Annotated in this window: 21 protein-coding genes; 15 read left to right on the top strand and 6 right to left on the bottom strand. The window is 60.1% G+C overall.

Translation table 11 applies throughout. The features are described from left to right. Positions 1-170: 170 nt before the first annotated feature. Together R3C19_12425 and pilM are read right to left on the bottom strand one after the other, a co-directional pair. Positions 171-2,120 (bottom strand): hypothetical protein, encoded by a 1,950-nt coding sequence (locus R3C19_12425; protein ID MEZ6061162.1) that lies wholly within the window; start codon positions 2,118-2,120, stop codon positions 171-173. Between the two features lie 63 nt (positions 2,121-2,183). Then, positions 2,184-4,556, bottom strand: a complete 2,373-nt coding sequence (gene pilM / locus R3C19_12420) for a type IV pilus assembly protein PilM (protein MEZ6061161.1) — start codon at positions 4,554-4,556, stop codon at positions 2,184-2,186. Positions 4,557-4,834: 278 nt separating this feature from the next. Here pilM and R3C19_12415 point away from each other — a divergent pair, with 278 nt between their 5' ends. Continuing rightward, a complete protein-coding gene (locus tag R3C19_12415) occupies positions 4,835-7,882 on the top strand; it encodes a hypothetical protein (GenBank protein ID MEZ6061160.1) in 3,048 nt (1,015 codons plus the stop codon). Positions 7,883-7,912: 30 nt separating this feature from the next. Then, positions 7,913-8,566 carry a (d)CMP kinase gene (gene cmk / locus R3C19_12410; protein MEZ6061159.1) on the top strand — a complete coding sequence of 218 codons (654 nt, stop codon included), beginning with the start codon at positions 7,913-7,915 and terminating at the stop codon, positions 8,564-8,566. A gap of 47 nt (positions 8,567-8,613) precedes the next feature. Here cmk and sthA read toward each other — a convergent pair whose 3' ends face one another. Beyond that, the gene (gene sthA / locus R3C19_12405) at positions 8,614-10,026 is read right to left on the bottom strand and encodes a Si-specific NAD(P)(+) transhydrogenase (protein ID MEZ6061158.1); all 1,413 of its coding nucleotides are present in this window, start codon (positions 10,024-10,026) and stop codon (positions 8,614-8,616) included. 345 nt (positions 10,027-10,371) lie between these two features. Here sthA and acs point away from each other — a divergent pair, with 345 nt between their 5' ends. Next, on the top strand, positions 10,372-12,324 hold the full coding sequence (gene acs, locus R3C19_12400) for an acetate--CoA ligase (GenBank protein ID MEZ6061157.1): 1,953 nt from the start codon (positions 10,372-10,374) through the stop codon (positions 12,322-12,324). Positions 12,325-12,367: 43 nt separating this feature from the next. On the opposite strand, the gene R3C19_12395 is transcribed toward acs, so the two are convergent. Beyond that, positions 12,368-13,105 carry an SDR family oxidoreductase gene (locus tag R3C19_12395; GenBank protein ID MEZ6061156.1) on the bottom strand — a complete coding sequence of 246 codons (738 nt, stop codon included), beginning with the start codon at positions 13,103-13,105 and terminating at the stop codon, positions 12,368-12,370. A gap of 221 nt (positions 13,106-13,326) precedes the next feature. Between R3C19_12395 and R3C19_12390 the strand changes: the two genes are divergently transcribed. The 3 genes from R3C19_12390 to R3C19_12380 are packed head-to-tail and all read left to right on the top strand — an operon-like array spanning position 13,327 to position 18,487. Further along, complete coding sequence (locus tag R3C19_12390) at positions 13,327-14,034, top strand: hypothetical protein (GenBank protein ID MEZ6061155.1); 708 nt, start codon at positions 13,327-13,329, stop codon at positions 14,032-14,034. Next, the gene (gene xrtU, locus R3C19_12385) at positions 14,034-15,704 is read left to right on the top strand and encodes an exosortase U (GenBank protein ID MEZ6061154.1); all 1,671 of its coding nucleotides are present in this window, start codon (positions 14,034-14,036) and stop codon (positions 15,702-15,704) included. The genes R3C19_12390 and xrtU overlap by 1 nt, the downstream gene beginning before the upstream one ends. After that, positions 15,701-18,487: an endonuclease/exonuclease/phosphatase family protein gene (locus R3C19_12380; GenBank protein ID MEZ6061153.1), complete on the top strand. Its 2,787-nt coding sequence runs from the start codon at positions 15,701-15,703 to the stop codon at positions 18,485-18,487. Before xrtU ends, R3C19_12380 begins: the two co-directional genes overlap by 4 nt. Positions 18,488-18,526: 39 nt before the next feature. On the opposite strand, the gene R3C19_12375 is transcribed toward R3C19_12380, so the two are convergent. Then, the gene (locus tag R3C19_12375) at positions 18,527-18,988 is read right to left on the bottom strand and encodes a hypothetical protein (protein ID MEZ6061152.1); all 462 of its coding nucleotides are present in this window, start codon (positions 18,986-18,988) and stop codon (positions 18,527-18,529) included. Beyond that, on the bottom strand, positions 18,988-20,133 hold the full coding sequence (locus tag R3C19_12370; GenBank protein ID MEZ6061151.1) for a DUF1559 domain-containing protein: 1,146 nt from the start codon (positions 20,131-20,133) through the stop codon (positions 18,988-18,990). The genes R3C19_12375 and R3C19_12370 overlap by 1 nt, the downstream gene beginning before the upstream one ends. A 365-nt stretch (positions 20,134-20,498) precedes the next feature. Here R3C19_12370 and R3C19_12365 point away from each other — a divergent pair, with 365 nt between their 5' ends. The 9 genes from R3C19_12365 to R3C19_12325 all read left to right on the top strand — a co-directional run bounded on the left by R3C19_12365 (position 20,499) and on the right by R3C19_12325 (position 24,317). Continuing rightward, positions 20,499-20,735, top strand: a complete 237-nt coding sequence (locus tag R3C19_12365; protein MEZ6061150.1) for a hypothetical protein — start codon at positions 20,499-20,501, stop codon at positions 20,733-20,735. A gap of 4 nt (positions 20,736-20,739) precedes the next feature. Beyond that, positions 20,740-20,919 carry a lamin tail domain-containing protein gene (locus R3C19_12360; GenBank protein ID MEZ6061149.1) on the top strand — a complete coding sequence of 60 codons (180 nt, stop codon included), beginning with the start codon at positions 20,740-20,742 and terminating at the stop codon, positions 20,917-20,919. Positions 20,920-21,287: 368 nt separating this feature from the next. Beyond that, entirely contained in the window at positions 21,288-21,659 is a 372-nt protein-coding gene (locus tag R3C19_12355) for a hypothetical protein (GenBank protein ID MEZ6061148.1), read from the top strand. A 74-nt stretch (positions 21,660-21,733) separates the two neighbouring features. After that, positions 21,734-21,892 (top strand): hypothetical protein, encoded by a 159-nt coding sequence (locus R3C19_12350; GenBank protein MEZ6061147.1) that lies wholly within the window; start codon positions 21,734-21,736, stop codon positions 21,890-21,892. Positions 21,893-22,354: 462 nt separating this feature from the next. Beyond that, positions 22,355-22,723 carry a hypothetical protein gene (locus R3C19_12345; GenBank protein MEZ6061146.1) on the top strand — a complete coding sequence of 123 codons (369 nt, stop codon included), beginning with the start codon at positions 22,355-22,357 and terminating at the stop codon, positions 22,721-22,723. 167 nt (positions 22,724-22,890) lie between these two features. Further along, positions 22,891-23,190 carry a hypothetical protein gene (locus R3C19_12340; GenBank protein ID MEZ6061145.1) on the top strand — a complete coding sequence of 100 codons (300 nt, stop codon included), beginning with the start codon at positions 22,891-22,893 and terminating at the stop codon, positions 23,188-23,190. Positions 23,191-23,229: 39 nt separating this feature from the next. Beyond that, on the top strand, positions 23,230-23,436 hold the full coding sequence (locus R3C19_12335) for a hypothetical protein (GenBank protein MEZ6061144.1): 207 nt from the start codon (positions 23,230-23,232) through the stop codon (positions 23,434-23,436). Positions 23,437-23,553: 117 nt separating this feature from the next. After that, positions 23,554-23,820 (top strand): hypothetical protein, encoded by a 267-nt coding sequence (locus R3C19_12330; protein ID MEZ6061143.1) that lies wholly within the window; start codon positions 23,554-23,556, stop codon positions 23,818-23,820. 290 nt (positions 23,821-24,110) lie between these two features. Continuing rightward, positions 24,111-24,317 carry a hypothetical protein gene (locus R3C19_12325; GenBank protein MEZ6061142.1) on the top strand — a complete coding sequence of 69 codons (207 nt, stop codon included), beginning with the start codon at positions 24,111-24,113 and terminating at the stop codon, positions 24,315-24,317. The last annotated feature ends 302 nt before the right edge of the window (positions 24,318-24,619 follow it).

The raw sequence follows: 24,619 nt of genomic DNA, 5'->3' as shown, positions 1-24,619 counted from the left end.
TGATTCAGTAAATGACGCGTGTCCGTTGTTTGTTGAAATCCTTTGGGGTCCGTTCAGGTTTATACTGGCCGCGGCGAACACTGATACATTTAGCACCTCTTCCGCCGCGAGCCAGAATACCTCAATTTTCCCCACTCGGGGTATAGAACCTGAACGACCAGATCATCAGGTCAGCCCCCGCCGGGTGGAACTGCTTCGGAACCAGCCGCAGCCGGTTCAGCACTGGAATCCGCGGGTGCCGGATTATCTCCGGCGGGTGAATCAGCGGAACCGGAATCGAAAGGTGCGGTGTCCGTTGCCGCAGGATCATCGGCAGGCACTTCCGCTGCTGCGTCGGATGCCGGCTGATTCGGATCTTGAGCCGGGTCGGTTCCGGACAGACCGGGATCCGCACCATCCGGTTGTATTCCGTCTTCCATCGTTCCCGTGCCGAGACCTGCGTCATCAGTGGCCGGGGGAGGATTGGGATTGACGTCTTTGCTTTCTTCCTTGGCCGCTTCTTCGGTTTCCTTCGCGGCCAGATTCTCCGCCTGGGAAACATACAGGGTCATCAATCCGGCAACTCGCAGGTCTGCGAGAGTTGGATTGGCCAAAGCGGCTGCGGCAAGCTGTTCACCGGCAGCGGCTTCTCGTGAATTCACGTTCGACTTGCCGGCACCAGTCATGCCGCCGGGATATCCGCCGCCGCCCGGATATCCGCCACCCGGATAGCCGCCACTGCCGAGTCCGCCGTCGGTGCCGGGATATCCGCCGCCACCGGCCATCATTGCGCCGCCCATGCCTCCCATCATGGCACTGCCCATCATGCCGCCGCTCATGCCTCCGCCGGCTCCCGGATAGGCTCCGCCGCCATCAGCACCGCCCATCATGGCACTGCCCATGCCTCCATCTGCGCCAGCGCCAGCACCCATCATCTGCATCATCATGTCGCTGCCGCCACCGGTCATCATGCCGCCCATGCCCGCGCCGCGACCGGAGCCGGACGAGAACCGAACATCCGCTCGCACGATTTCGACAGGAAACGCGGAGTCCGTCAGTTCCGCCATCAGAGTCGGAATTTCCTCGGGACGAATTCTGACATGCAGCGAAAATGCACGCGTTTTGTATGGCAAACCGCCATCGTCACCGTCGACGTAACGGGTTTCTTCTTCGTCAGCGGATGACCCGCCTCCGCCGCCGAGGCCGCCGCCATCCTGAGCACTTGCCATCATGGCCATCATGCCGGCTGAGCTGTTCCCCCCGCCGCCGAAGCCACCGCCACCGCCGCCCACAGAACCAAATTCCTCGGTCAGCAGATCCGTGGTTCCTCCGACAAACGGTGCGCCCGGATGATCGCTGGACGCCCCGCCGCGACCACCACCACCGCCGCCTCCGCTCTGGGCGGCCATCATAATCGCCATCATATCGCCGGCATCACCGGAGCCGCCGAAGCCACCACCACCGCCGCCGCTACCCGGGCTTGGGGGAGCCGTGTTGCGGTCTCCGCCGCGAAGCTGCAGCTTGATCAGCTGAGGCAGCGGAGCATCGATAATCAACGCGGCATCGCCGTTCACGCGGGCAATGGATTCAAAGATCGACCGCAGCAGCCAGATATCTTCCTGAGCCTTCCAGATTTCATCGGAAGTCGGAGTTTTGGTTCTCCAGCGATTGTAATTCTCGATCGTGACCTGCGCAAGGTTGACCTTCACCAGGCCCTTGCCGTTTTCGAACGGCTTAAGCACCTGCAACTGCTCGCGAAAATACTTCCAGTACAACTCGCCATACCGTCGACGCAGCGCCGATTTATCAATCGGACTCCCGTAGGGATATGGTTTCAGTTCCGACTCAATACTGGCCGGATAGGTGCGAGCGGCCTTTTGCCGCTGCCACAAGCCGACGGCCGATTCATCATAGGCCTTTTGGTCAACTTCGTTCTTTGCTTTAGCCTCTTCGGTCCAGCGAGGATTATAGGAACTGCCCTGCCCTGCAGCCGTGAACGCGGCATTGACCGCTGTCTCCCGCTCGGCAATCTGCGTTGACAACGCACCTTTTGCCATCCACCAGCCGACCAGGATCAGGATCAAAGCAAACCCGAAGCAGATCCAGAATGCCTGCTTGATGATCGGTTGTAGTTTTTCCATGAGTTGGACTCACTCAGGTCGTGAAAGGATTCTGAACCGGAATTCGTGAACGCAATGAAGCAACTATTCTGCGGGAGTTTCCGCTGCGGCAGCATCGGCCGCCGGAGCACCCTCCGATGCCGGTGGCTGATCCTTCCGGTCGACCGGCAATGTCGGTATCCAGACGAACTGCAGCACGAAGTCCGTTCGCTCCAGTTCCGTCGGCTTTGCACCCTCTTCGTCCTCAAGGCTGTCGACCGGTCCCAGTTGCCGTCCCATTCCGGCACCACCGTAACCCGGCCCCGGCATTCCCCCGCCGCCGGGATAGCCACCGCCGGGGTAACCGCCGCCCATTCCGCCGCTGCCCATCGCGGGAGTCATACCGCCGCTGCCCATTGCAGGAGCCATGCCGCCTCCCATCATCGGGCCCATTGTGGCTCCGCCGCCGCCCGGATAACCGCCGCCCGGATAGCCTCCGCCGGAAAGACCGCCATCTCCGCCGCCACCGCCCGGATAACCGCCTCCGGGATAACCGCCGCCCATCATCATGCCCATCCCGCCGTCCATTCCACCGCTACCGCCGGGGTAACCGCCGCCCGGTCCCATGCCGGTCATACCCATTCCGCCCGCACCCATGCGCGGGGCGTTCGGACTATCGATAATCTTGGAATTGAAATTCCAGACTACCAGCGGGTGCGAGATCCCCAGCTTTCCGACCGGAACCTTTGCGCCATTTCGTTCGATTTCCCACTTCCGCAGATTTGCGACCAGCGTTTCATCGATGAACGTCTTCGCAATATTTCGATACCCCAAGTCTTCGGAGTTGTAGTAGTGGTGGCCGGTGACTGTGAAGATATAGCCTTCGCCAGCGGGCTTATTGGTACGGTCATCGACGTGGAAATCTTCTTCCTTTTCACCTTCGATCATTGCCGCGTGCCATTCTCCCACATCCGCGACCTTCATGGACACGAGTGAATCCACACGGATCTTCCGCTGCTTCTGCAGATCGGGTTCATCCATGGCGTCGCCTTCGTCCATCGGCAGGCATTCATTCACGGCCTGGAAGACTTCCATCCAAAGTTCCCGGCGCTGCAGCGGTGCCGCAATCTGTTCGATTTCACCCAGAATCTTGTCATGTGCTGAGACCTGAGCGTTGTAGTCGCCGTCGTACCGGCTGACTTTGGACTTCAGATCGTCCACTGCCTTCTGACCAGCGGCAAAACGGTCGACGCTGACGGTCTGCAACACGCGGGCACTGGCGAAGGTGGAGATCCCCGTAGCCAGCAGCAGTCCGGCCGCCGCGGCAACGGCCCACGGCTTCTTGCGGCGGATCTTGCGTTCCACCACGATTTCGGGAGGAAGCAGGCTGGTGTGAATCCGCGTTTGCCCCAGAGTCTGCAGAGCCAGACCGTATGGCACGGCAAACGTCATCATGTTGTCCATGAACAGCGGATCGGTCAGCACCGAATCGCCGCTGACGCCGTCCAGATGTTCCAGCCGGACCACGTCATATTGCAGGTTTTGCTGCAGGAATTTCTGCAGACCGGCCAGCTTGAAGCCATTGCCGACACCGATAACCTTCTTGATCTTCGCCGCGCGATTGACGCTGCCGAAGTAGCCGATGGACCGCTGGATTTCGGTCACATAATCATTGAACACCGGCCGCATCGCCTGGAAGACGGCTTTGGGGTCGGGAGCTTTCGTGGCGTTACACTTCAGATGCTCGGCCTTGGCAAACGTCAGCTTCATTTCGCGAGTCAGCGACCGCGTGAAGTGATTGCCGCCGATCGGGACGTTACGAATCCAGATATTGCGGCCGTTGGATACCAGCAGCGTGGTATTGTCCGCGCCCATGTCCAGCACGATGTAGTAGTCTTCGGAATTCGGCGGTTCCGGCGTCTCTTCCGTCCTGCGGAAGCCCAGCACGTCATACGACAGATAGTTGTACAGGGCCAGCGGCGAGATCTGGACAAGTTCCACTTCCGCGCCGTTGTCGGTCAGCGGGCGCATGGCCTGGTAGATCAATTCGCGCTTCATGGCGAACAGGCCGACTTCGGCTTCCAGCATGAAGCCGCTTTCTTCGACTCCGCCGCCGATCGGCTGGTAGTCCCAGACCACTTCCTCCAGATCGAAGGGGATCTGTTGCTTGGCTTCGTACTTGACGATCTCCGCCACCTTGCTGGGTTCCACCGGCGGCAGCTTGATAAATTTGGCCAGAGACGTCTGTCCCGACACACTGACGGCGATCAGGTCCCCTTCAATCTTGTTGCGGGACAGAAACGTGGAAACCGCCTGAGAAATCAGTTCCTCCGGAATCGCATCCGGCTGGCTGAGGATCTTAGGATGGGGGATGTAGTCAAACGCCGTGGCTCGCACCTTGCCGCTGTCTTCATCCGACCGCAGCCGCATCGCTTTCAGGCCTGCCTGACCGATATCAATTCCCCATGCACTGGCCATTGCGTGATCCTCAAGAAGTCAGAAATACCTGAGGGTACCTCGAAAAACGGGACAGGCACCGGTCAAATCAGGGCAACAATCGCCGCTGCTGAACGCTTTTCCGGAGCCAGGCCTGTTTTTCGAAGTTCCCCTGAAAATTCTTTGTATCGTCAGTGAATTCGCGGCTTTTTGCAAGTTGCAAATGCCAACCGTGACAAAGACGACCACCGGCAGCATTGTTATTCTGACGACGAATCACCACTGTCTGTTCCCGCAAACTGACGCTTTTTTTCAACCTCATGTCTGATGCCCCGCAATTCGACACGATCTCCGTCCTGATCCCCGGCTATTCCATCGAAGACATGCCGAGGGACCTGGACGAACCTCAGGCCGCGGCGCTGCTGAATGCCATCGCTGTGGCCTGGCATCCCCGACTGATCGAAATGGCTCGCGGGATTCCCGACTTTCGGCAGGCTGACTTCGCCGACGGCCCGAAGACTCCGCAAATCCTTATCGTGCCTTCCGTCAGCGAAGACCGGCCGGCCCACGACTGGCGGCAGCAATACGAAGCCTGTGGAGCCCTGGTGGTGTCCGGTTGCACGGAACGTGACGAATGGCTGGCCGCCGTGGAGAGCCAGGCGGCCGGAATCCTCGGCCCGGAAAGCGCTCCGGCAACGCTGGACGGTGATCTGGTCGCCGACTTTCTAGCGCTCGGGACGTGTCACTTTCTCGTGCTGCTGATGAGTCGCCGGCTGCACCACTATGTCGAGCCGAATCAGCATCTGTTGCGGACGGAAGTCCAGGCCGCCGCGGAATCGCTGCTGAAGGGCGAAGTCGAACAGACGGGCGTCCATCTGAAACGCGCTTTTGAGTGTCTGCTGAACGCGCGCGAGCAGTTTCATCCGGTTGAGTGTTTCCTGCTGGACGTTTGTCTGCCGTCAACGGAAACGACCGCCGACGATCTGTGTACGTTGCTGGAAACGTCAGGGCCCCTGAATCTGTGCTGTTCCGTCGGAGAACTCACCGAGCGGCTGGAAGGCGGCGACCGGAGCGCCGAAGCCCTGCATTCCCCGATTCAACGACTGGCCACGAAACTGCGAACGGCGATCGAAGCTCAGCAGGCCAGTCTGCTGACGGGGCACCGCTTCGAACTGCGGACGGTCCTGGGTTCCCTGGCGACATTGTACGACGACCTGCGTTTCGGGCAGACGGAACTGCTGCGACAGATCGGAACCTTGCCCGCGAACTGGGCTCGCAGGCGTTTCGGCATGGTTCATTCGCTGCCGGCGGTGTTGTCGTTGTTCGGCTATCAATCAGCGCTGCATGTGGCTCTGGACGACGGCGTTTATCCGGACCGCGAACGAGGTCAGGTGCTGTGGCAGGGGCCCGACGGCAGCCAGGTGATGGCGTCTTCGCGGATTCCGGTTGCCATCGACAGTTCGTCAGCATTCCTTCGATTCGCTGACCGTTATGCGGAAAGCATGCAGGAAGACAACACGGCGGTGATGCTGCTGGCTCGGCTGCCTTCGCTGCAGAACCCGTGGCTGACTGATCTGAAACGGATTGAACGGTACGCTCCGGTGCTGGGCTCATTCACAACATTTGACGACTTCATCAGCGGCAGCGGGGCCGGAGCAAACTCCGTTCAGTACAGCGCCGGCGAGTATCTCGGGCCGACGCTGATTCAATCGTCGGTGCTGAAGACGGAGTCGCCGATTTCGTCGCCGGCTGAGCTGTTCACCGCGCGAGCGCGGCTGGAAAGTTTCGCCGCCATGAGCGCCATGTCGGCTGTGCTTCAGCCGCGAACTCACCAGCCAGACGCCGGCATCGACGAGCTCGCATTGGCCATCATGGAAGAAGAATCCCGCCGGGCCGACGGCGAAACCAGCCGTACCGCGGAAGAACAGGCGCAGTCCGCCGCGGAAATCTCACGTCGACTGGATGAACTTGGTCAGCAGATCGCCGAAGACACCTGCCGACGGCTGCCGCGAACCTGCGTACACCGTCGCGGCCTCGTGATTCTGAATCCGCTGCCGTATTCGCGACATCACGCGCTGACGTGGCCCGCGGATCTGAAGCTTCCCGCCGCCAGCGACGCCTGCCGACAGGCGTACGAACAAAGCGGCACCACGATTCTGAATCTGAACCTGCCCGCCTGCGGATTCGTGTGGCTGACGGAGGCTGACGGTTCCGTGCCGCCGATTTCCCGCCAGTCGTCCGACAAAGGGAGTCCGCTGGCCGAAGATTATCTGCTGCGGAATCGTTTCTTCGAAGTCCTGATCAATGAAGCGACAGGTGGTGTCGGCGAAGTCCGCTTTCACGGCAAACGCGGCAATCGGCTGAGTCAGCAGGCGGGTTTTCGCTACGAAAACGGTCGCAAGGTCGAAGTGGACGGCGAACAACTGTCGGTGTCGTATGCCACAACCCGGATGGTGTCGCTGACCGTTCGTCAGGCAGGCCCGTGGCTTGGCGAAATTCAGACGGTCAGCGACATCTGCGATCCGGCGACCGGCAGCGTGTTGGCTCGCGTCACGCAGACCACGGCCGTCGAACGCGACTTTCCCCGGCTGCATATCGGCCTGCAGTTTGACAACGTGGTTCATGAACCGAACGGCAATCCGTGGATGACTTACTACGGCTGCCGGTTCGCGTGGGACAACGAAGCCGCGTCGGTGACTCGAAGCGTGCTTGGGCAGGCCGCGGGCTTTCGTTCGGAACGCTTCGAATCGCCGGACTATATTGAGGTCGCGGATTCTGACTATCGGCTGCTGATCGTGCCGCACGGTCGGCCATATCATCGCCGATCCGGGCCGAGAATGCTGGACAGCCTTTTGATGGTGGAAGGCGAGCAGACGCGTCGCTTCCGGTTCACGATCGAGTTTGATCAGCCATTCCCGATGCGCACGGTCAGCGACCTGCTGCAGCCGCCGCTGACCGTAGCGACATCCGATGCAATACCGGCTTCCGCCGACAGCGGCTGGCTGCTGGGACTGACCGCGAAAAACGTGACTCTGGCCCGCATCCGCACGGAAACCGGTGATCGTGAGGAAGCTGATTTGTCGACCGACGGTGAACCTGCAACTGACGATCAAACTCGGACCGCGGACGACTGCAACAGCGCAGCCGATGCAGTGCCGCAGGAATCGCAGCCAGTGCGACTGATCCTGCTGCTGGAAGAAACCGAAGGGTTGTCGGCTTCGTGTGGAATTCGCACGCTTCGCAAAGTTCGATCGGCCAGGCTGCGGCGACCGGACGGCCGCGACATTCGCGAACTTCCCGTCGGCGAAGACGGGGTTGTGGTGGAGTTTTCCGCATTTCAAATCCGCGAAGTCGAATTGACTTTCTGAACGTCCCGGATGCCGGTAAAAACGCCACCCATGATTGTGACGATTGATGGCCCGGCGGGGTCCGGTAAAAGCACGGTCGCCCGACTGCTGGCGGAAAAGCTTGACGTGCGCTATCTGGACACGGGAGCCATGTATCGAGCGGTGGCTCTGGCGATCGTCCGCGCGAAGATCGACGAAAAGGACGCCGCTGCCGTAGCGGAAAAAGCGCGGCAGCTAAGCATCACGTTCGACGACGATGAACTGCTGCTGGACGGAGAACCGGTGTCCGGTGCCATCCGCTGTCCGGAAGTCACCGCGATCGCGTCCATCGTCGCCGCCAACCCGGACGTGCGAGCCGTGCTGGTGGAACTGCAGCGCGCTGTCGGCAAGTCGGGCAGCCTGGTGACGGAGGGCCGCGATCAGGGGACGGTTGTGTTTCCGCACGCCGATCACAAATTCTTCGTGACGGCCAGCGTCGATGCCAGAGCCCGGCGGCGTCACGGAGAAATGGTGTCGAAGGGTTCAACGCTGACTCTGGAAACGGTGACGACTCAGCTTCGTCAGCGCGACACGCGCGACGAAAACCGAGTTCATGCGCCGATGAAACCCGCTCGCGACGCCACCATCGTCGACACGTCCGAAATGTCCATCGCCCAGGTCGTCGACACGCTGGCTCGCCGAGTCCGCGGCAAAGCGGCGAAGTAACCACGCGCCGCGATGCGAACGGCGGCTGTTCGCCCGGACGCCGGACGTCACTGGACTCGGTTGTATCCGTTCAAAGCGGCCACGCGGTAGGCTTCGGCCATCGTCGGATAGTTGAACGTGGTGTTGATGAAGTACAGCAGTGAGTTGGCTTTTCCCGGCTGCGACATGATGGCCTGGCCGATGTGAATGATCTCCGCGGCGTTCACTCCGAAACAATGAATGCCCAGGATTTCCAGCGTCTCGCGGTGAAACAGCAGTTTCAGCATCCCGACCGGCCGGTCCATGATTTGCGCGCGAGCCAGATGCTTGAACATGCTGTGACCGACTTCATAGGGAACGCATTCTTCGGTGAGCTGCCGTTCGGTCTTGCCCAGTGAGCTGATTTCGGGGCTGGTGTAGATGCCGGTGGGCACCGCTGCCATGTCGAAGTGCCCGGTTTCTCCGTCGCAGAAATGCCTCGCAGCGAAGCGGCCCTGAACGTAAGCGGCGCTGGCCAGTGCCGGAGGCCCGATGACGTCGCCCACTGCATAGATGTGCGGCTGAATCGTCTGAAAACTTTCGTTCACATCAATCTGTCCGCGATGGTTTGCAGTGATGCCGATGTTTTCCAGACACAGGTCTTCCGTATTGCCCGATCGTCCGTTGGCCCACAGCAGGATGTCGCTCTTCAATTGCTTGCCGGACTTCAGATGCACCAGCACGTGATCGTCGAACGTCTCGACATTTTCCAGCACTTCGTTGTGCCGTATGCGGACTCCGGTGTCGCGCATGTGATAGCTGATGGCGTCGCAGATTTCGTCGTCCAGGAATTCCAGCAGGTTGCTTCGCGTGTTTACCAGGTTCAGTTTGACATTCAGATTGCGGAACATGGACGCGTATTCGCAGCCGATCACCCCCGCTCCGTAAATCGTCATCGTGCGCGGCGTTTCGGCCAGATTCAGAATTGTATCGCTGTCAAAGATCCGCGGATGGCTGAAATCGACACCGTCCGGGCGATACGGCCGGGCTCCCGTGGCGATCACAAAGGCATCGGCTTTCAGAATGGTCTGTTCGTCGCCGTTGACCACCTTCACGTGCTGCAAATCGATGAATGAGGCGACACCCGGAATCACGTTCACGTCATTGCGGTCATAAAACCCGCGACGCATCTCGACCTGGCGATTGATGACCGACTGAGCACTCCGCCGCAGATCCTGAAAACTGATGTCGAAACGCACACCGAGTTCGCGGAAATGCGGATTGCTGTGGAATTCCGACATCCGAAAAATCGCATAGCGCAGCGACTTGCTGGGAATCGTGCCCAGGTGAGTACAGGCACCACCGATCCGCGGCTGCTTTTCGACGACGGCAACTCGACGGCCCTGCTTCGTCGCTTCCATCGACGCGCCTTCGCCTCCGGGACCAGTGCCGATGACGATGAGATCGTAGGTGTGTTCGGGAAGGAGGGACGTGTCAGCCATGCCGCGACAATCCGTTGTTGATGTGGCAGTCTGTGATGCGAGCAAGCGGGCGCACGGTAGCACGCTTCGCGGCACGATGCCATTCCGTCATTTCCGCACAACATGCCCCGTGTTATCCCCGCGCAACTTCTCCGTCATTCCCGCGCAGGCGTGGACCCAGCGTCGGAGCAAACAGTGAATAGGGAACAGGGAATAGGGAATAGCGAACGACGCGGTCAGCGCCTGTGCCCTGCATTCCAGCGCCGTCGGTTGGACATTCGTTCGCGTTGCTTCAAAATGCGTTCCGCCTGACCGGCAGTGCGCTGGTCTTACCGAATCTTCGAACCGACCGGGAAAGCAACTCACATGGCCGATGCCAGCCAGAACATCGAAAGCGTTCTCAGGGAATCCCGATCATTTCCTCCTTCGGCCACGTTCGCGAAACACGCCAACATCAGCAGCGAACAGCAGTATTCGGAGATGTGGCAGCGAGCCAAGGATGATCCGGCCGGGTTCTGGGCGGACATGGCCGACAACCTGACATGGTTCCGCCGCTGGGACACGGTCATGGAAGGTGCCATGCCCAACACGAAGTGGTTCCAGGGCGGAAAGATCAACGTCAGCTACAACTGTCTGGACCGGCATCTGGAGACCGAACGCCGCAACAAGGCGGCCATCATCTGGGAAGGTGAAACCGGTGAAACTCGCGTTCTGCGGTATCAGGATCTGCACCGCGAAGTCTGCCGCTTTGCCAATGTGCTGAAGAAGCTGGGTGTCGAAACCGGCGATCGCGTGACGCTGTACATGCCGATGGTTCCCGAACTGGCAATCGCCATGCTGGCGTGTGCCCGCATTGGAGCCGTGCATTCGATCATCTTCGGCGGCTTCAGCGCGGACGCGGTCGCTGACCGAAACAACGATGCTCAGGCAAAGCTGGTGATCACCGCCGACGGCGGCTGGCGGCGCGGAAAGGAAGTGCCTCTGAAGGCCGCCGTCGATGCCAGTCTGGAAAAGTCACCGTCCGTCGAAAAGGTGGTTGTCGTCCGCCGCACCGGAGGCGACGTCGATATGGTTCCCGACCGCGATTTCTGGTGGCACGACCTGATGGAAGGCACGTCCGCCGAATGCGATGCCGTGCAGCTCGACAGCGAACATCCGCTGTTCATCCTCTACACGTCCGGCAGCACGGGGAAACCCAAGGGAGTTCTGCACACGTCGGCCGGATACCTGCTGGGCACGATGATGACCACCAAATGGGTGTTCGATCTGAAGGAAGACGATACCTATTGGTGTACCGCGGACATCGGCTGGATCACGGGACACAGCTACATTTGCTACGGCCCGCTGTCCAACGGAGCCAGCGTGGTGATGTACGAAGGCGCTCCCAACTGGCCGGACGAAGGGCGGTTCTGGGAGATCATCGAAAAGTACCGGGTCAGCATCTTCTACACCGCTCCGACGGCCATTCGTGCCTTCATCAAGTGGGGCAATGAATGGCCCGACAAATACGATCTGACCAGCCTGAGACTGCTGGGCACCGTCGGCGAACCGATCAATCCCGAAGCGTGGATGTGGTATCACAAGGTCATCGGTCAGGAACGCTGCCCCATCGTCGATACGTGGTGGCAGACGGAAACCGGCGGCATCATGATCAGCCCGCTGCCGGGAGTCACCGCGACCAAACCAGGAAGCTGTTCGCGCCCGCTGCCGGGTGTTGTTCCGGACATCGTGAACAAGCAGGGAGAAAGCCTGGGGCCGAATCAGGGCGGCCTGCTGGTGATGAGACAGCCGTGGCCGCACATGCTGCGAACTCTGTACGGCGACCACGACCGCTTCATTCAGGTCTACTTCAGCGAAGTGGAAGGCTGCTACTTCGCCGGCGACGGTGCCCGTCGCGACAATGACGGCTACATCTGGGTCATGGGCCGTGTCGACGATGTCATCAACGTGTCCGGCCACCGGCTGAGCACGATGGAAGTGGAAAGCGCGCTGGTTTCGCACCCAAAAGTTGCCGAAGCCGCAGTCGTCGGGTTCCCTCACGAAATCAAGGGCGAAGGCATCTGCTGCTTTGTCACACTGAAGTCCGGCGACGGCGATGACGCTCTGAAGAAGGAACTCATCCGCCACGTCCGCGAACAGATTGGAGCCCTGGCGACTCCCGACCAGATCCGCTTCGCCGCTGCGGTTCCAAAAACCCGCAGCGGAAAGATCATGCGCCGCCTGCTGCGTGACATCGCCGCCGGCCGCGAATCCGTCGGCGACACCACGACTCTGGAAGACTACACCGTGCTGGCACGGCTGCGCAGCGAAGACGAATAGCGCTGCGATCCGTGTGCCGGATCCGCATCGTTGGCCAGCGTCGCTACGCCATTTCGCCTTCGACGACCGCTTTCGCGAAGCCTTCGTACGCCTGCCACATGCCGCGCGCCATGGAATCGGGGAAGACGTGACAGTCGCCGGCTGCCAGCGCCGCGATGATGCCGTCGGCAACCAGCGAAGCCGGTTCCACCATGTCGTCCAGGCCGGCATCGCGAGCCATGTCCGTATCGATCGGACCGGGATGCACACTGACCACCAGTGTCCTCTGTTCGCGCAGCATGTCGCGCAGAGCCTGTGTGATGGAATACGCGGCGGCCTTCGATGCGCAATACGTCGCAAAGTCCGCGAAGTTCCGCAGCGACGCGACGGAATTCAGTTGCACAAAGGCTCCACCGCCGTTGGCTTTCAGGACCGGGGCGAATGCCTGAGCCATCCGGATCAGACCCTTCACGTTGACATCCATTTCAAAGTCCAGCGATTCGAACACGCTGTCCGAAAACGGATTCGCCACCTTCAGCACGCCGGCATTGTTGATCACCAGTTCCACGTCACCGGCCGTTCGCGCGGCGGCCGTGATCGTTGCGGGCTGGCGAAGATCGGTTTCCACGGCGACCACGCGACCGCCCGAAGACTCAACCAGTTCCGCCGCCGACTTCGGGTTGCGAACTGCCGCGTAAACCTTGGCCGCGCCGCTGTTCAGCAGTGCTTCGACGATTGCCCTTCCGATGCCGCGATTGGCTCCGGTGACCAGTGCTGTTTTTCCTTCGACGGGAAATGCCATGAGAGTTCTCCGCTGGAGTCGTGAATGAAACGGCCCGAATCATCGGTGACGCTGTTAACGATCAAGTCCCAACTTTAACCCGATCTTCTTCGTTGGCCTCACGGTTCCTTAACACGTGCGACCCACACTGGGCAAGCTGCACAGAGTTGACCGCGTATCGGTTAACCGGTTTGCGTCAGGTTTTTTACACAGCACAACCTTCAGCGATTTCGGGTATGCACATGAAAATCGGAGTTACTGCGTTGGCGGCCGCGTGCCTGCTGATGCCGACACAGCGGGCAGTGGCTGAATTGGAAATCCGGTTATTTCGGACGGGTGACGCCACCAAGAGTTCCTTCTTCACCGTGACACCGGGAGAAGTGTTCACAGTAGACGCGGAGATTACCAGCACGGGAACCGACGATCTCAACACCTACTTCGCGCAGTTCACATCGACGCCGGTTGTCGGTGGAGCGGCGGTGACATTCACGGACCAGTCAGGAGTGGTGTATCGAAATTCGGCCAACAACTACGTCTTTGGCGACGCCACGGAGATCTCCACACTGGGGATTCCCCCGACACCGGACGGCGTCACGATACTCGACCCGTTCAACGCGACGTTCGACGCGTCGCTGGTGGCGGGGAATACGTCAATCACAGCTGCTCCGCTGCTGCTGGCCCGGATGCAGTTCATGGCTGATGCGGCGGCGACGCCCGGCGACAGTGTCGAACTTGCTCTGGATCTGGTCGGTTCGAGTTTCTCTGACGACCTTGGGGGAATTCTGAACATCGGTACAGCCACCGCCGCGACCGTTCAGATTGCCGCTGTGCCCGAACCGTCAGGTATGGTGCTGGCAGCACTTCTGCTGGGCGCCTTCGGCGTTGTACAGCTTCGGCGAAAGAAGCGGCTGGTCAGGATTGCCGGAGTGTCCGGATCCACGATGGCGTGATGGCGGCGCAACGTTCCATTTCACGGACACTGCCGGACGCGTCCTGGGCGTGGTTCGTCGCGTGTGCGGTCGTTGCGTACGCCGTGCCGCTGACGGCTCACGGGCAGCGACTGTGGCAGCGCGACTATTTTCAGTTCTTTCCGGTATTCTTCGTTGCGCTGATGTTTGTTGCGTGGCAGCATCGCAGTGAAATCGGCGACCTGTGTCGCGAGAACTGGCATACCGGGCTGGTGTCCGCCGGACTGGCCCTGCTGACGCTGGGGTTTTCGGTCTGGATGCGTTCCTCCTGGCTGGCGGCGGTTTCAGCCTTACTGCTGGGAGATGCCCTGCTGGCGGAACTTCCGATTCTGCGATCGCTCTGGCGGACGCTGGTGATTCTGATTCCACTGCCGCTGGGGTTCGACGCAACGCTCGTTCAAAAGCTGCAGCGGCTTTCATCGCAGGGTGCCAGCGGTGTGCTGGATGCCCTGCAGATTGACCACCTGATGAGCGGCAACGTTCTGGAACTGCCGAACCGCCGCCTGTTCGTCGAAGAAGCCTGCAGCGGTGTCAGTTCCTTCTACACGCTGATGGCGGTGGCGCTGCTGTATGTCGCTGCGGTTCGGCCTCGGGCCGTGGTGGCCTGTCTGTTGCTGCCGTCGGTGGCGTGGTGGAGCATCGTCAGCAACGTTCTGCGGATCAGTGCCATTGCCGTCGCTGACGCCTGGTACGCGGTTGACCTGACCGAAGGGACTTCGCACACCATTCTGGGCTGTGGCGTCCTGGCCTTTTCCGTCGCGATGATCGGTTCGACGCTGCGGCTTTTAAGGTTCGTTCTGGAATCCATTACGACGTCCGGAAGCGGAATCACCGAACAGCCAGGTGCCCGAATACTGACGCCAATTGCCCTGTGGAATCTGCTGACCGTCACCGACCGCCGCCTGCTTCCGGGGCATGTCGGCGACAGCCGCCGCGGGATGAGTCTGAGGCGTCGTACGCTGCTTCGAACTCTGGCGGTCTGCGTTGTCGCGGCTCCCGTGGCGAACGCAATGCTCTTGGTCGGCGCGCGGTCGCACGCGAATGGTGCAGGTACCCGGCGCGGGGCTGTGCTTCCGTCACTTCCGGAGAATCTGTTCGCCGACGCGGCGCGGGGGTTGTCGGTGGTCGGCGTTGAGGACACAGTCGAACGGCAGGGGCTGCCGCGCAGACAGTTCGGGCCGCAGTCCCGCACCTGGACTCTTCAACAGGAGGATCGCACGATCGTGGTCTCCGTCGACGGTCCGTTTTCTGAATGGCACGACCAGCGAGTCAGCTACCGGAATCAGGACTCGGACCCGAATAACCACGCAGGCGCCGGCTGGCGGATTCTGGGCACGGAATTCGACGACACGGTGACTCGCGTTGAGTTGACCAGTGGCCGCAGCGAGTACAAATCGCTGTACTTCGGTTCGTTTCGGGATTCCGGTCAGAAGGTGCCCGTGCCGCGCGAGGTCGCGGCGGGCAGCATTCCGGAAACGGTGGTGGCCGCTCTGGCACGCCGCGGCGACGAAGGAGATACCGGGGACGTCTGGCAGATGCAGCTTGTTGTTACTCGAACGGCGCAGCCGCTGGGTGCGGAATCGGCTGCGGACCGGCAGTTGTTCGATGTCTGTCTGGCAAGAGTGTTGCGGCACTGGAAAGCACAACGATGATCCGCAGTCTGCTGGCGTTTCATTTTCGGCCGTGGCCGTTTGCAAAGGGCATTCCCCGGTTCTGTCTGCGCTGGCTCGTATCGCGATCGCCATTGCATTTTTTGCTGGGAATTCCTTCGCTTGCCGTCACGCTGGCGATTGTCGCCACAGTGCTGATGACGCGATCTCCGGAATCGCGAAAGCGGCTGGCGACTGATTACCGTCAGCGAGCTGCTCTGGCGGTGAATGCCGGCGACCTGCAGCAGGCCGAAATTCTCTACCGTCGCGCGATCCCGCTGTCGTCCGATCCGAACGCGGTCACCGTCGAATTCGCCGCTGCGTTGTTGGGCCGCGGTCAGGAAGCTCGCGGCCTGCGCATGCTCACGGCGCTGGCGCCGATCGACGGGCGCAGCGGCTACCTTCCTGCGTACCAGGCGTTGGCGGCGTACTACCGTGATCACCCGGACAGGACCGCACTCCACGACGTCCTGACTTTGCGATATCGAATGGAAACGGAAGCCGACAGCCTGGCGACGCGACTGGAACTGGTGAGTCTGCTGGCCACTCACGGAGCGTACTCGCAGGCCATCGGCTTTCTGCGGCCCGTCGCCGATGACAACGCCGGGCACGAGTTGCTGCTGGCACGACTGCTGGAAGCCAGCGGTCAGCGCCGACAGGCAGCCGATGAGCGGAACCAGGCGATTGCCCGGATGCGGGATGACCTGCGGCGCAATCCTGACGACGCTGAACAACGTCGGCGGTTGCTGAATACCTACGCCGAACAGGGCCGGCTGTTCGACGCGCTGACCGTGGCGCTGGAAGGGTGTGATCAATCCGTCGATCCCGCAACCGTCGACATGGTGATCGACGTTTACTCGGCCTGGATGACGACGCTGCCGCCTCGCGAAGTTCGGGAACAACTGAACGCTTTGAGAATGACGGTCGATCCGCAGGCCGACACCAGCCGTGAGTACACGCTGACGTCCATCACTCGCGCTGACGGAACTGATCGGATGGTTCACGAGTGTTTTGCCGGACTTCACCGGGTTCTTCTCAGCCGGGATTCTCAGTGGCTGGTGGACTTGCTGCTGGGCACCGCCGCAGCCGGTGACAACCGGCCGCAGCAGGCCATGATACATCTTCGCCGGGCTCACGCGGGCCGCCCGGATCATCCGGTGATCGCCAACGATCTCGCTTGGATGCTGTATCGCCAGGCCAGCCGCGATTCCGGCGACTCGGCCGATGCTCTGCTGAACGAAGCCATCGAACTGGCTGATATTGCCGTCGCTCAGAAACCGGACCATGCGTCGTTTCATGACACGCGGGCGCAGATTCTGATTGCTGCCGGTTGCTGGCTCGAAGCCGAATCCGAACTGCAGCGCTGCGACGAACTGGGTGGCGACACGTCGACGCTGCGAAGGAAGATGAGAGAAGATAAGAAAGAGTCGGATACTGCTTCCGATGGCGGTACTGCAACTCATCCGGAACACGGCGAAGATTCCGACACCTCGGAACCCGGCAGCGCAAAAGTCAGCGGTTCGCATCGCGGTGCCGTCTTCACGAAAACTGCTTTACTGGCAGGGCAACGGTCGATTCGATTCGCCACGTTCAACGCGTCACTGAATCGTCGGCAAGCCGGCGAGCTGGTCCGTAATCTGTCGAAGCCCAACGATCGTCAGGCGATGGCGGTCGCCGAAATCATTCGCCGAGTCCGGCCGGATGTGCTGCTGTTGAATGAATTTGACTTCGACGAGAACGCGGAAGCACTGCGGTTGTTTCAGGACAACTACCTGAACGTTCCGCGACCGGGAATCGAGCCGATCCGGTACGAGCATCATTTCCTGGCTTCGCCCAACACCGGCGTTCCGTCGGGATTGGATCTGGACAACGACGGAACGGTTGCGGGCGGCAACGATGCATTCGGATTCGGTGAATTTCCCGGTCAGTACGGAATGGTGCTGCTGTCGCAGTTCCCGATTGTCGAAGCTGACGTCCGCACGTTTCAGAAATTCCTGTGGAAGGACATGCCCGGCAACTGGCTGCCACCGGATCCCGCCGACAGCGATGGTGACGGGAATCGCGGCAGTTTCTACTCACCGGCGGAACTGAACGTGCTGCGTTTGTCTTCGAAGAGCCACTGGGACGTTCCGATCGACGTCGACGGTTTTCGGATTCATGTGCTGGCAAGCCATCCGACTCCGCCGGTGTTTGACGACGGGGCCGAAACCGACTTTGAACACCCGACCATCGTCGACCGGAATGGCCGGCGAAATCACGACGAGATTCGGTTTCTGGCCGACTACATCTCCGGCGCCGAATACATTTACGACGACAGCGAATGGGCGGCTGCGGGAAACACAACTCCTGCGGTTCGGAAGGGCGGACTGCTCGACGCTGCGAAGTTCGTGATTCTGGGAGACCTGAACGCGGATCCGATCGACGGCGACAACACCGGCGACCCGATCGACCTGTTGCTAAGCAGCCCGCTCATCAATGCCGCAACGGTTCCGCGGTCAGACGGCGGCGCGGAGGCCTCTCGTCTGCAGCAGGAGGCGAATACTTCGCACCGCGGCGATCCGTCGTTTGATACCGCAGACTTCAACGACAGTACCCCCGGTAACCTGCGAATCGACTACGTCTTGCCGTCTGCGACTCTGACTATTCAAAAGGCGGAAGTTTACTGGCCCACCGAATCGGAACTGCGGGACATCGGCCGGGAAAATCTGCTGGGACCGAAAGGCGGCGGCGCGTCAGATCACCGCCTGGTCTTCGTTGATATTGATGTCGATCGTCCAGAGCCATAGGCGGCAGCGCATGTTGCGGCACCCGCGCTCGTCGACGGATCAGCGGTACTCCGCAGGAATCTGAAACCTGGCATTCATTTTCTTGACGGCCGCGTATTCCTGTTTCGCGAGTTCCCGGCGACCAGCGGACGCGTAGACCTCAGCGCGAGCCAGCGTGATGGCTTCCGGGCCTGAAGCTCCCTGTTCGTTTTCGCGAAGTACCTGCAGAGCTTCGTCGACGCGGTCCGTTTTCGCCAGGCTGAGTGCTCTAAGACGTGCTGCCGGAAAGATCAAATCCGGTTCCAACACTCCTCCAAGCGCAGTCTCAAAACTTGCTGCTGCCTCCTCGTACTGGCCGGAATCAAACTGCGAAACCCCGTCGTCGTACGCTGACTGCCCTGCCTGACGTTCCTCGGCAAGTTGTGCCTGGCCCGAACAACCGCAGCACAGCAGGCACAGGTACAGAATCGGTGACCGGGGGATCTGCACGGCGCTGAATTTCAAGACTATGCGGGTCTTCATCAGAATTCCCCCGTCACTTCGCCACCGCTGCGCGTTCCGAGCGACCGCCAGATACCCAGATCGATGCTGTCGCTGAAGAATCGCACGGAGCCGTCGGCCAGAAGTGAGTTCACGCCGCCGATATGAAAGCTGCGGGCGGAAATGATGGCGGCTTCTCCGGGGACGTCGGCGATTGCGCTTGCCGCACCGCAGTCCGTGCCTTTCCAGTTCGGTGTCGCAACGTGGTTGTACATCGTCGACGAATAGGCGGCCGTCGCCCAGCCGTTGGAAAAGTCGCTTCCGTTTAGCCAGCGACCCATTGAGTTGAAATTGAACCGGTCCGCTCGCGGTACATAGCTCAGGCAGTCCTGGTACATCGCGTCAATGTCCGAGACGAAACCCGTATTGCGGTTCGGCTGGGTGATCGTGTCGGCAGGCGTCGGCGGAGTCGTGTTGACATCGAACCCGGCACCTTTGGTGCGTTCGCTGAAGGCCACTGTGTTGGTCGTGCCGTCGGTGAAGTCGCGGAATCGCGTCACATGCCGATACGCGAAGGCGCCATTGCCGTCTGAGATCGCCTGGCAGCCGCCGAGGCAGTTGTTGTCGTTCCATGTGTCCGCTCCCTGGTATGGCGTTGACCCGCCAAAGTTGTAACGGTAGTTGTTTTCCATGGTGCCGCGACCGGTGTTGGCGTCGGACGGACAAAGGAAAATTCCGGCAGCCAGATTGAACGCCGCGTAGTTCGGATGCGCGGGAGCGCCATTCTGCAGCATTCGCGGTGAACTGGTCACGCCAAAATCAATCAGAGCGTAGGAGTTGCCCTGATCGACATACGGCAGCAGAAACAAATGCACTGACTTGTTTCCGTACCAGTTGGACAGGCTGACATCAGAATAGCTGGTATACGTCCCGGCCGAGGGGACTCCCGCCACGATACGATCGTACTGCATTCTTCCCGGAGGAAAGCAGTTGTATGTGGAATGGTAGTTGTGCAGAGCCAGACCGATTTGTTTGAGCTTGTTCTTGCATTCGGTGCGGCGAGCCGCTTCGCGCGCCTGCTGGACGGCGGGCAACAGTAGTGCGATCAGAATCGCAATGATGGCGATGACGACCAGCAGTTCAATCAGAGTGAATCCGATCCTGTTGTTTCTTCTTCCGGTGTTCATTTCAGACTTCGTTCCGTGAGAGCGGTTCCGCGGAATGACAGGGTCGAGTTCACAACGCTCGAACGTCACGGCCGCAGTGTTACCACACCATTTTCACAGCGCCGCGCTAAGGTTCTGAGAATTTCCTGCGATCCTTGAGCGAAGAGCGCCCGGCTGCCGCGGTGTCAGCTTTCAGACACATCTGCAGATCTTTGCAAAGGCTACCGACATTGCCGATTTTGAATCTTCCGCGAATACACAGAACCTTAACACCGGGTGAGTTGAACCTTTTCATCGGCTCCTAACCTTCCGCTCCGTCTCACGGGCACGGTGTGCTTCGATTTGTACAGACCATGGTTTGTTATCCATAGCAGGAGTTTCGTTACATGATTTCACGTCGTCACGGTTGGAAGCGTCTGGTCAGCACACTTTTGGAGCGAAATGGCGGCTCAAAGAAGCGCCGCAGAAATCCACTGGCGGTGCGAAGGACGATCGAAGTCATAGAACAGCGATTGCTATCTGCCACGGACTTTGTGATTAACGAATTCTGGCCGATCCGGATGCCGCTGGTGGTGATGCAAACGGTGACGGAGCGGTCAATACTCGCAGGACGAATTTGTTGAACTGGTGAACAACGGATCGACGGCCATTGATATTGGCGGCTGGACGATCAGCGATGCCGTTGCTGTTCGGCACACGTTTGCCAGCCCGACGGTCGTCAACGCCGGACAGGCAGTCGTTGTCTTTGGCGGAGGAACGCCGACAGGTGGCTTTGGCGGAGCCATTGTGACGACCGCCAGCGGTTGACGGGTTTTAACAACAGGCGACACCGTCACGCTGGTGACGGCACCGACACTGTCAGCGTCACCTACGGTTCGGAAGGCGGCAACAACACATCACTGACTCGCGATCCGGACATTACCGGGGGCAGCTCGCCCAGAATTCTCTCAATGGCGGTGCGTACCTGCACACGCCTGGATTTCGTAACGACGGAGTGACTGCGTTGAACGCCCGTTGCGTCACCGATTAACATTGTTCTGGATTACTCCTACGACGCAACAATTTCTTCGATCCCGGCAGCCGTCGCGGCTGCGGGGCTTCTTGAAGCGGCAGCCAGTGTCTTTGAAGCTCGTATTTTCGATTCTGGATGCCATCACACCGTCAGGCAGCAATACATGGACGGGCCAGTTTCCGAATCCGGCAACGGTACGGAAAACATCACCGATCTGGCCATTGCAGATGAAATCATTGTCTACGCCGCGGCCGCGATCGACGACGCCGGTTCTGGGCAGGAGGTCAGGTGGCTGGAGTGCATCCGGGACCGCTGCATGGCTGGACGAAGTGGGCGGTCGTGGTCAGGCGGAGCTTTGACAGCGACGGAAACTGACTTCGGCCCGGGCGGTGCAATCACCTTCGATACGACAGGAGTCACATGGAACTTCGATGATGCGGCTCCCGGCGGAGGTGAAAGCGATTTCTTCTCCGTTGCGATTCATGAGCTGGCTCATCTGCTTGGTTTTGGAACATCCGCTTCGTTTCAGATCTGATTTCGGGCGGCCTCTACCGGGACGGAATCAACAGCGTTGCACGGCTCGAATCCCCGATCGACGCGGGACTGGCATTGGACGGCATCACAAGTGTGCTGCTGGGTACTGGTGTGACTCAGGAAGTTTCGATGGATCTGTCCATCACCGTTGGAACGCGCAAGCTGTTCACGGAGCTGATTTCGCTGGTCAACGATCTGGGCTGGGACGTGACTGCGCTTCTGATCCGCTTCTGATCGTGACGGAAAGTGACAACATGACGGCAGTGGCGGAAGGTCTGGCTGGTGACACCATTACGCTGGCGCTGACTCGGCCAGCCAATGGAGATGTCACAGTCACTGACACCGGCAGAGCCGACATCGATCTGGGCAGTGGAGCCGGTGTGCCCTCACGTGGTGACGTTTACTCCCGCCAGCGGTCTGACTCCCCAAAACTGTCACCGTCACGGCCATTGACGATGCAACGGTTGAAGGCGGAGTCCCCATCGGGTGCCACTTCAAGCAGCGCTCCGTTCGACGGACTTACGGCCTCGGACATTCGGTTTCCATCGCTGACAACGACTTTTAGTCCGTCGTGCCGCCGTACACAAATGATTTTGAAACCGATGCCGGAGCTGCCGGGCTGGGCGCAGACTGAGCATTCAAGCGTCGATCTGACAAACCGGCAACTGGTACGCGGTCACCGACGCGGGGGACCGAATGGCCGAAGTAAACGCCTTCGGCAACACGGCTCCTGCCGACGACTGGCTGATTTCAACACCTTTCCATGATACGACAGCCGACGAAAAAGTCACGTTCAGCACGTGGACTCAGTTTGCCGACACCGGGCTGGCGAATCCTCAGGTGACCTTCCTTCATTCCACCGACTATCCGGGAGTTGATCCATCGGCCTACACATGGACACCGCTTGCCTACAATGCTCCGGCAGGAATTCGACAACGTATACGGATTCGGGCGAAATTGACATTTCGGCATCTCCGGTACGCAGGTCTTTTTGCGTTCGGTATCAGTCGTCAGGAACCGGTGCGAATTCATCAGCTCGCTGGCGAGTTAACGATTTTGCTGTGACACTGCCCACCGTTGCACCGGACTTCGCAGTTGCCCCGACCGATGCTTCCAAAGCCGAAGGCGACATCGGCACCACTCCGTTCACATTCACGGTGACTCGGACCGGAACACAACCGGTCCCGACACGGTTGACTGGGCCTTCAACGGGAGCTGCTACCGACGAGCCGATGCCACCAGACTTTGACGGAGGAACTTACCTGCCCTCCGGTACCGTCAGTTTGCCGACGGCGAATCGACGCAGACCATCACCCTTAACGTGGCGGGCGATACGGACATCGAGTCCACCGAAGGCTCGTTGTCCGCTCGATTCTCGTCTCGCAGCGGAGCCTGACTGCAACCGCCGATGGAGCATTATCGATGACGATGCTCCGGCTCCGGTTGTGTGGATCAATGAACTGCATTACGACAACGCCGGCACAGACGTCGGTGAGTTTGTCGAGGTAGCGGAACAGCCGGCACTGATCTGACCGGCTGGTCGGTCGTTCTGTACAACGGCAACGTTCAGCATGCCACAGGCCCTTTCGCGATTGATCGACGAAGGCAGCAGCGGTTTTGCGCGGCTGGCCTTCCCCATCACCGGCATACAGAACGGTGCTCCCGACGGCGTGGCTCTGGTGAATGCACTGGGCACGCTTGTTCAGTTCCTAGCTATGAAGGTGTTTGCCGGATCGGTGCAGCGGCGGACGGAATCACGTCGACGGATATCGGAGTGACTGAAGACGCAACCCTATTGGTCAGTCACTCCAGGTCAACAACGCAGTCCCCGGCTTTGAGCGTGGGGTGGACCGTTTGCGAAAGTCGGCGATCTGAACGCTTCCCGGCTCCCGCGTTTGAAATCGCGGCAACACCACCAATCAGGCGGAAGGCAACAGCGGCACGACGGACTTCACATTCACGGTGACTCGCACGGCGACACCAGCGGAGCCAACGATGTCGACTACACCGTCACAGGTGCGGCCACCGACGGAGCTGACGCGCCTGACTTCAGTGGCGGACTGGCCGGCACTCTGAACGTCGCGACCGTGAAGGCAGCAAGATCATCACCATTAGCGTCAACGGCGACGTCGATGTCGAAGTCGATGAAGGCTTTGTCGTGACACTCAGCAACGCAACCGCAGGAGCATCCACTACAGCCGCAGCAACCGGCACCATTCAAAATGACGATGCCCTGATTCCGGACTTTGCCGTCGCGGCGACCGGTCAAAGAAGAGGGACAGCGGCCTGACGCCGTTCGCCTTCACTGTGAGCGCGGCAACAATACAACCGACGCGGACACGGTCGACTGGGCTGTTACGGGAGCTGTCACTGACGGAGCCGACCTCGCAGACTTTGAAAACGATGTGCTGCCATCCGGGACCGTCAGCTTTGCCGATGGGGAACATCTCAGGTGATCACGATCAATGTGATTGGTGACACCGCCGAGGAAGCGACCGAAGGCTTCACCGTGACGCTCAGCAACGCCTCTCGCAGCGGAACGCTTTCCACCGCCACCGCAGATGGAAGCATCATTGACGATGACACGCCGCCTCCGCCAATTGCCAACGTCTGGATCAACGAGCTGCACCTACGACAACACCGGCGGCGATGTCGGTGAGTTCGTGGAAATCGCCGGACAGCTGCCGGAACAGATCTGACCGGCTGGTCGATCGTTCTGTACAACGGCGGCAACGGAACTTCGTACGCCACACAGGCCCTTTTCGGCACAATCGACGACGAAGGCAGCAGCGGTTTTGGAGCCCTGTCATTCACTCCGTCGTCGGCATTCCAGAACGGATCGCCCGACGGGCTGGCTCTGGTCGACAATCTTGATCGAGTCATTCAATTTGTCAGCTACGAAGGCTCCTTTGCCGCAACAGACGGCCCGGCCACCGGTCTGACTTCAACGGACATCGGAGC

The sequence above is a fragment of the Planctomycetaceae bacterium genome (genome assembly GCA_041398785.1).
Taxonomy (GTDB): Bacteria; Planctomycetota; Planctomycetia; order Planctomycetales; family Planctomycetaceae; genus JAWKUA01.
This window is presented reverse-complemented; position numbering and strand designations above follow the sequence as displayed.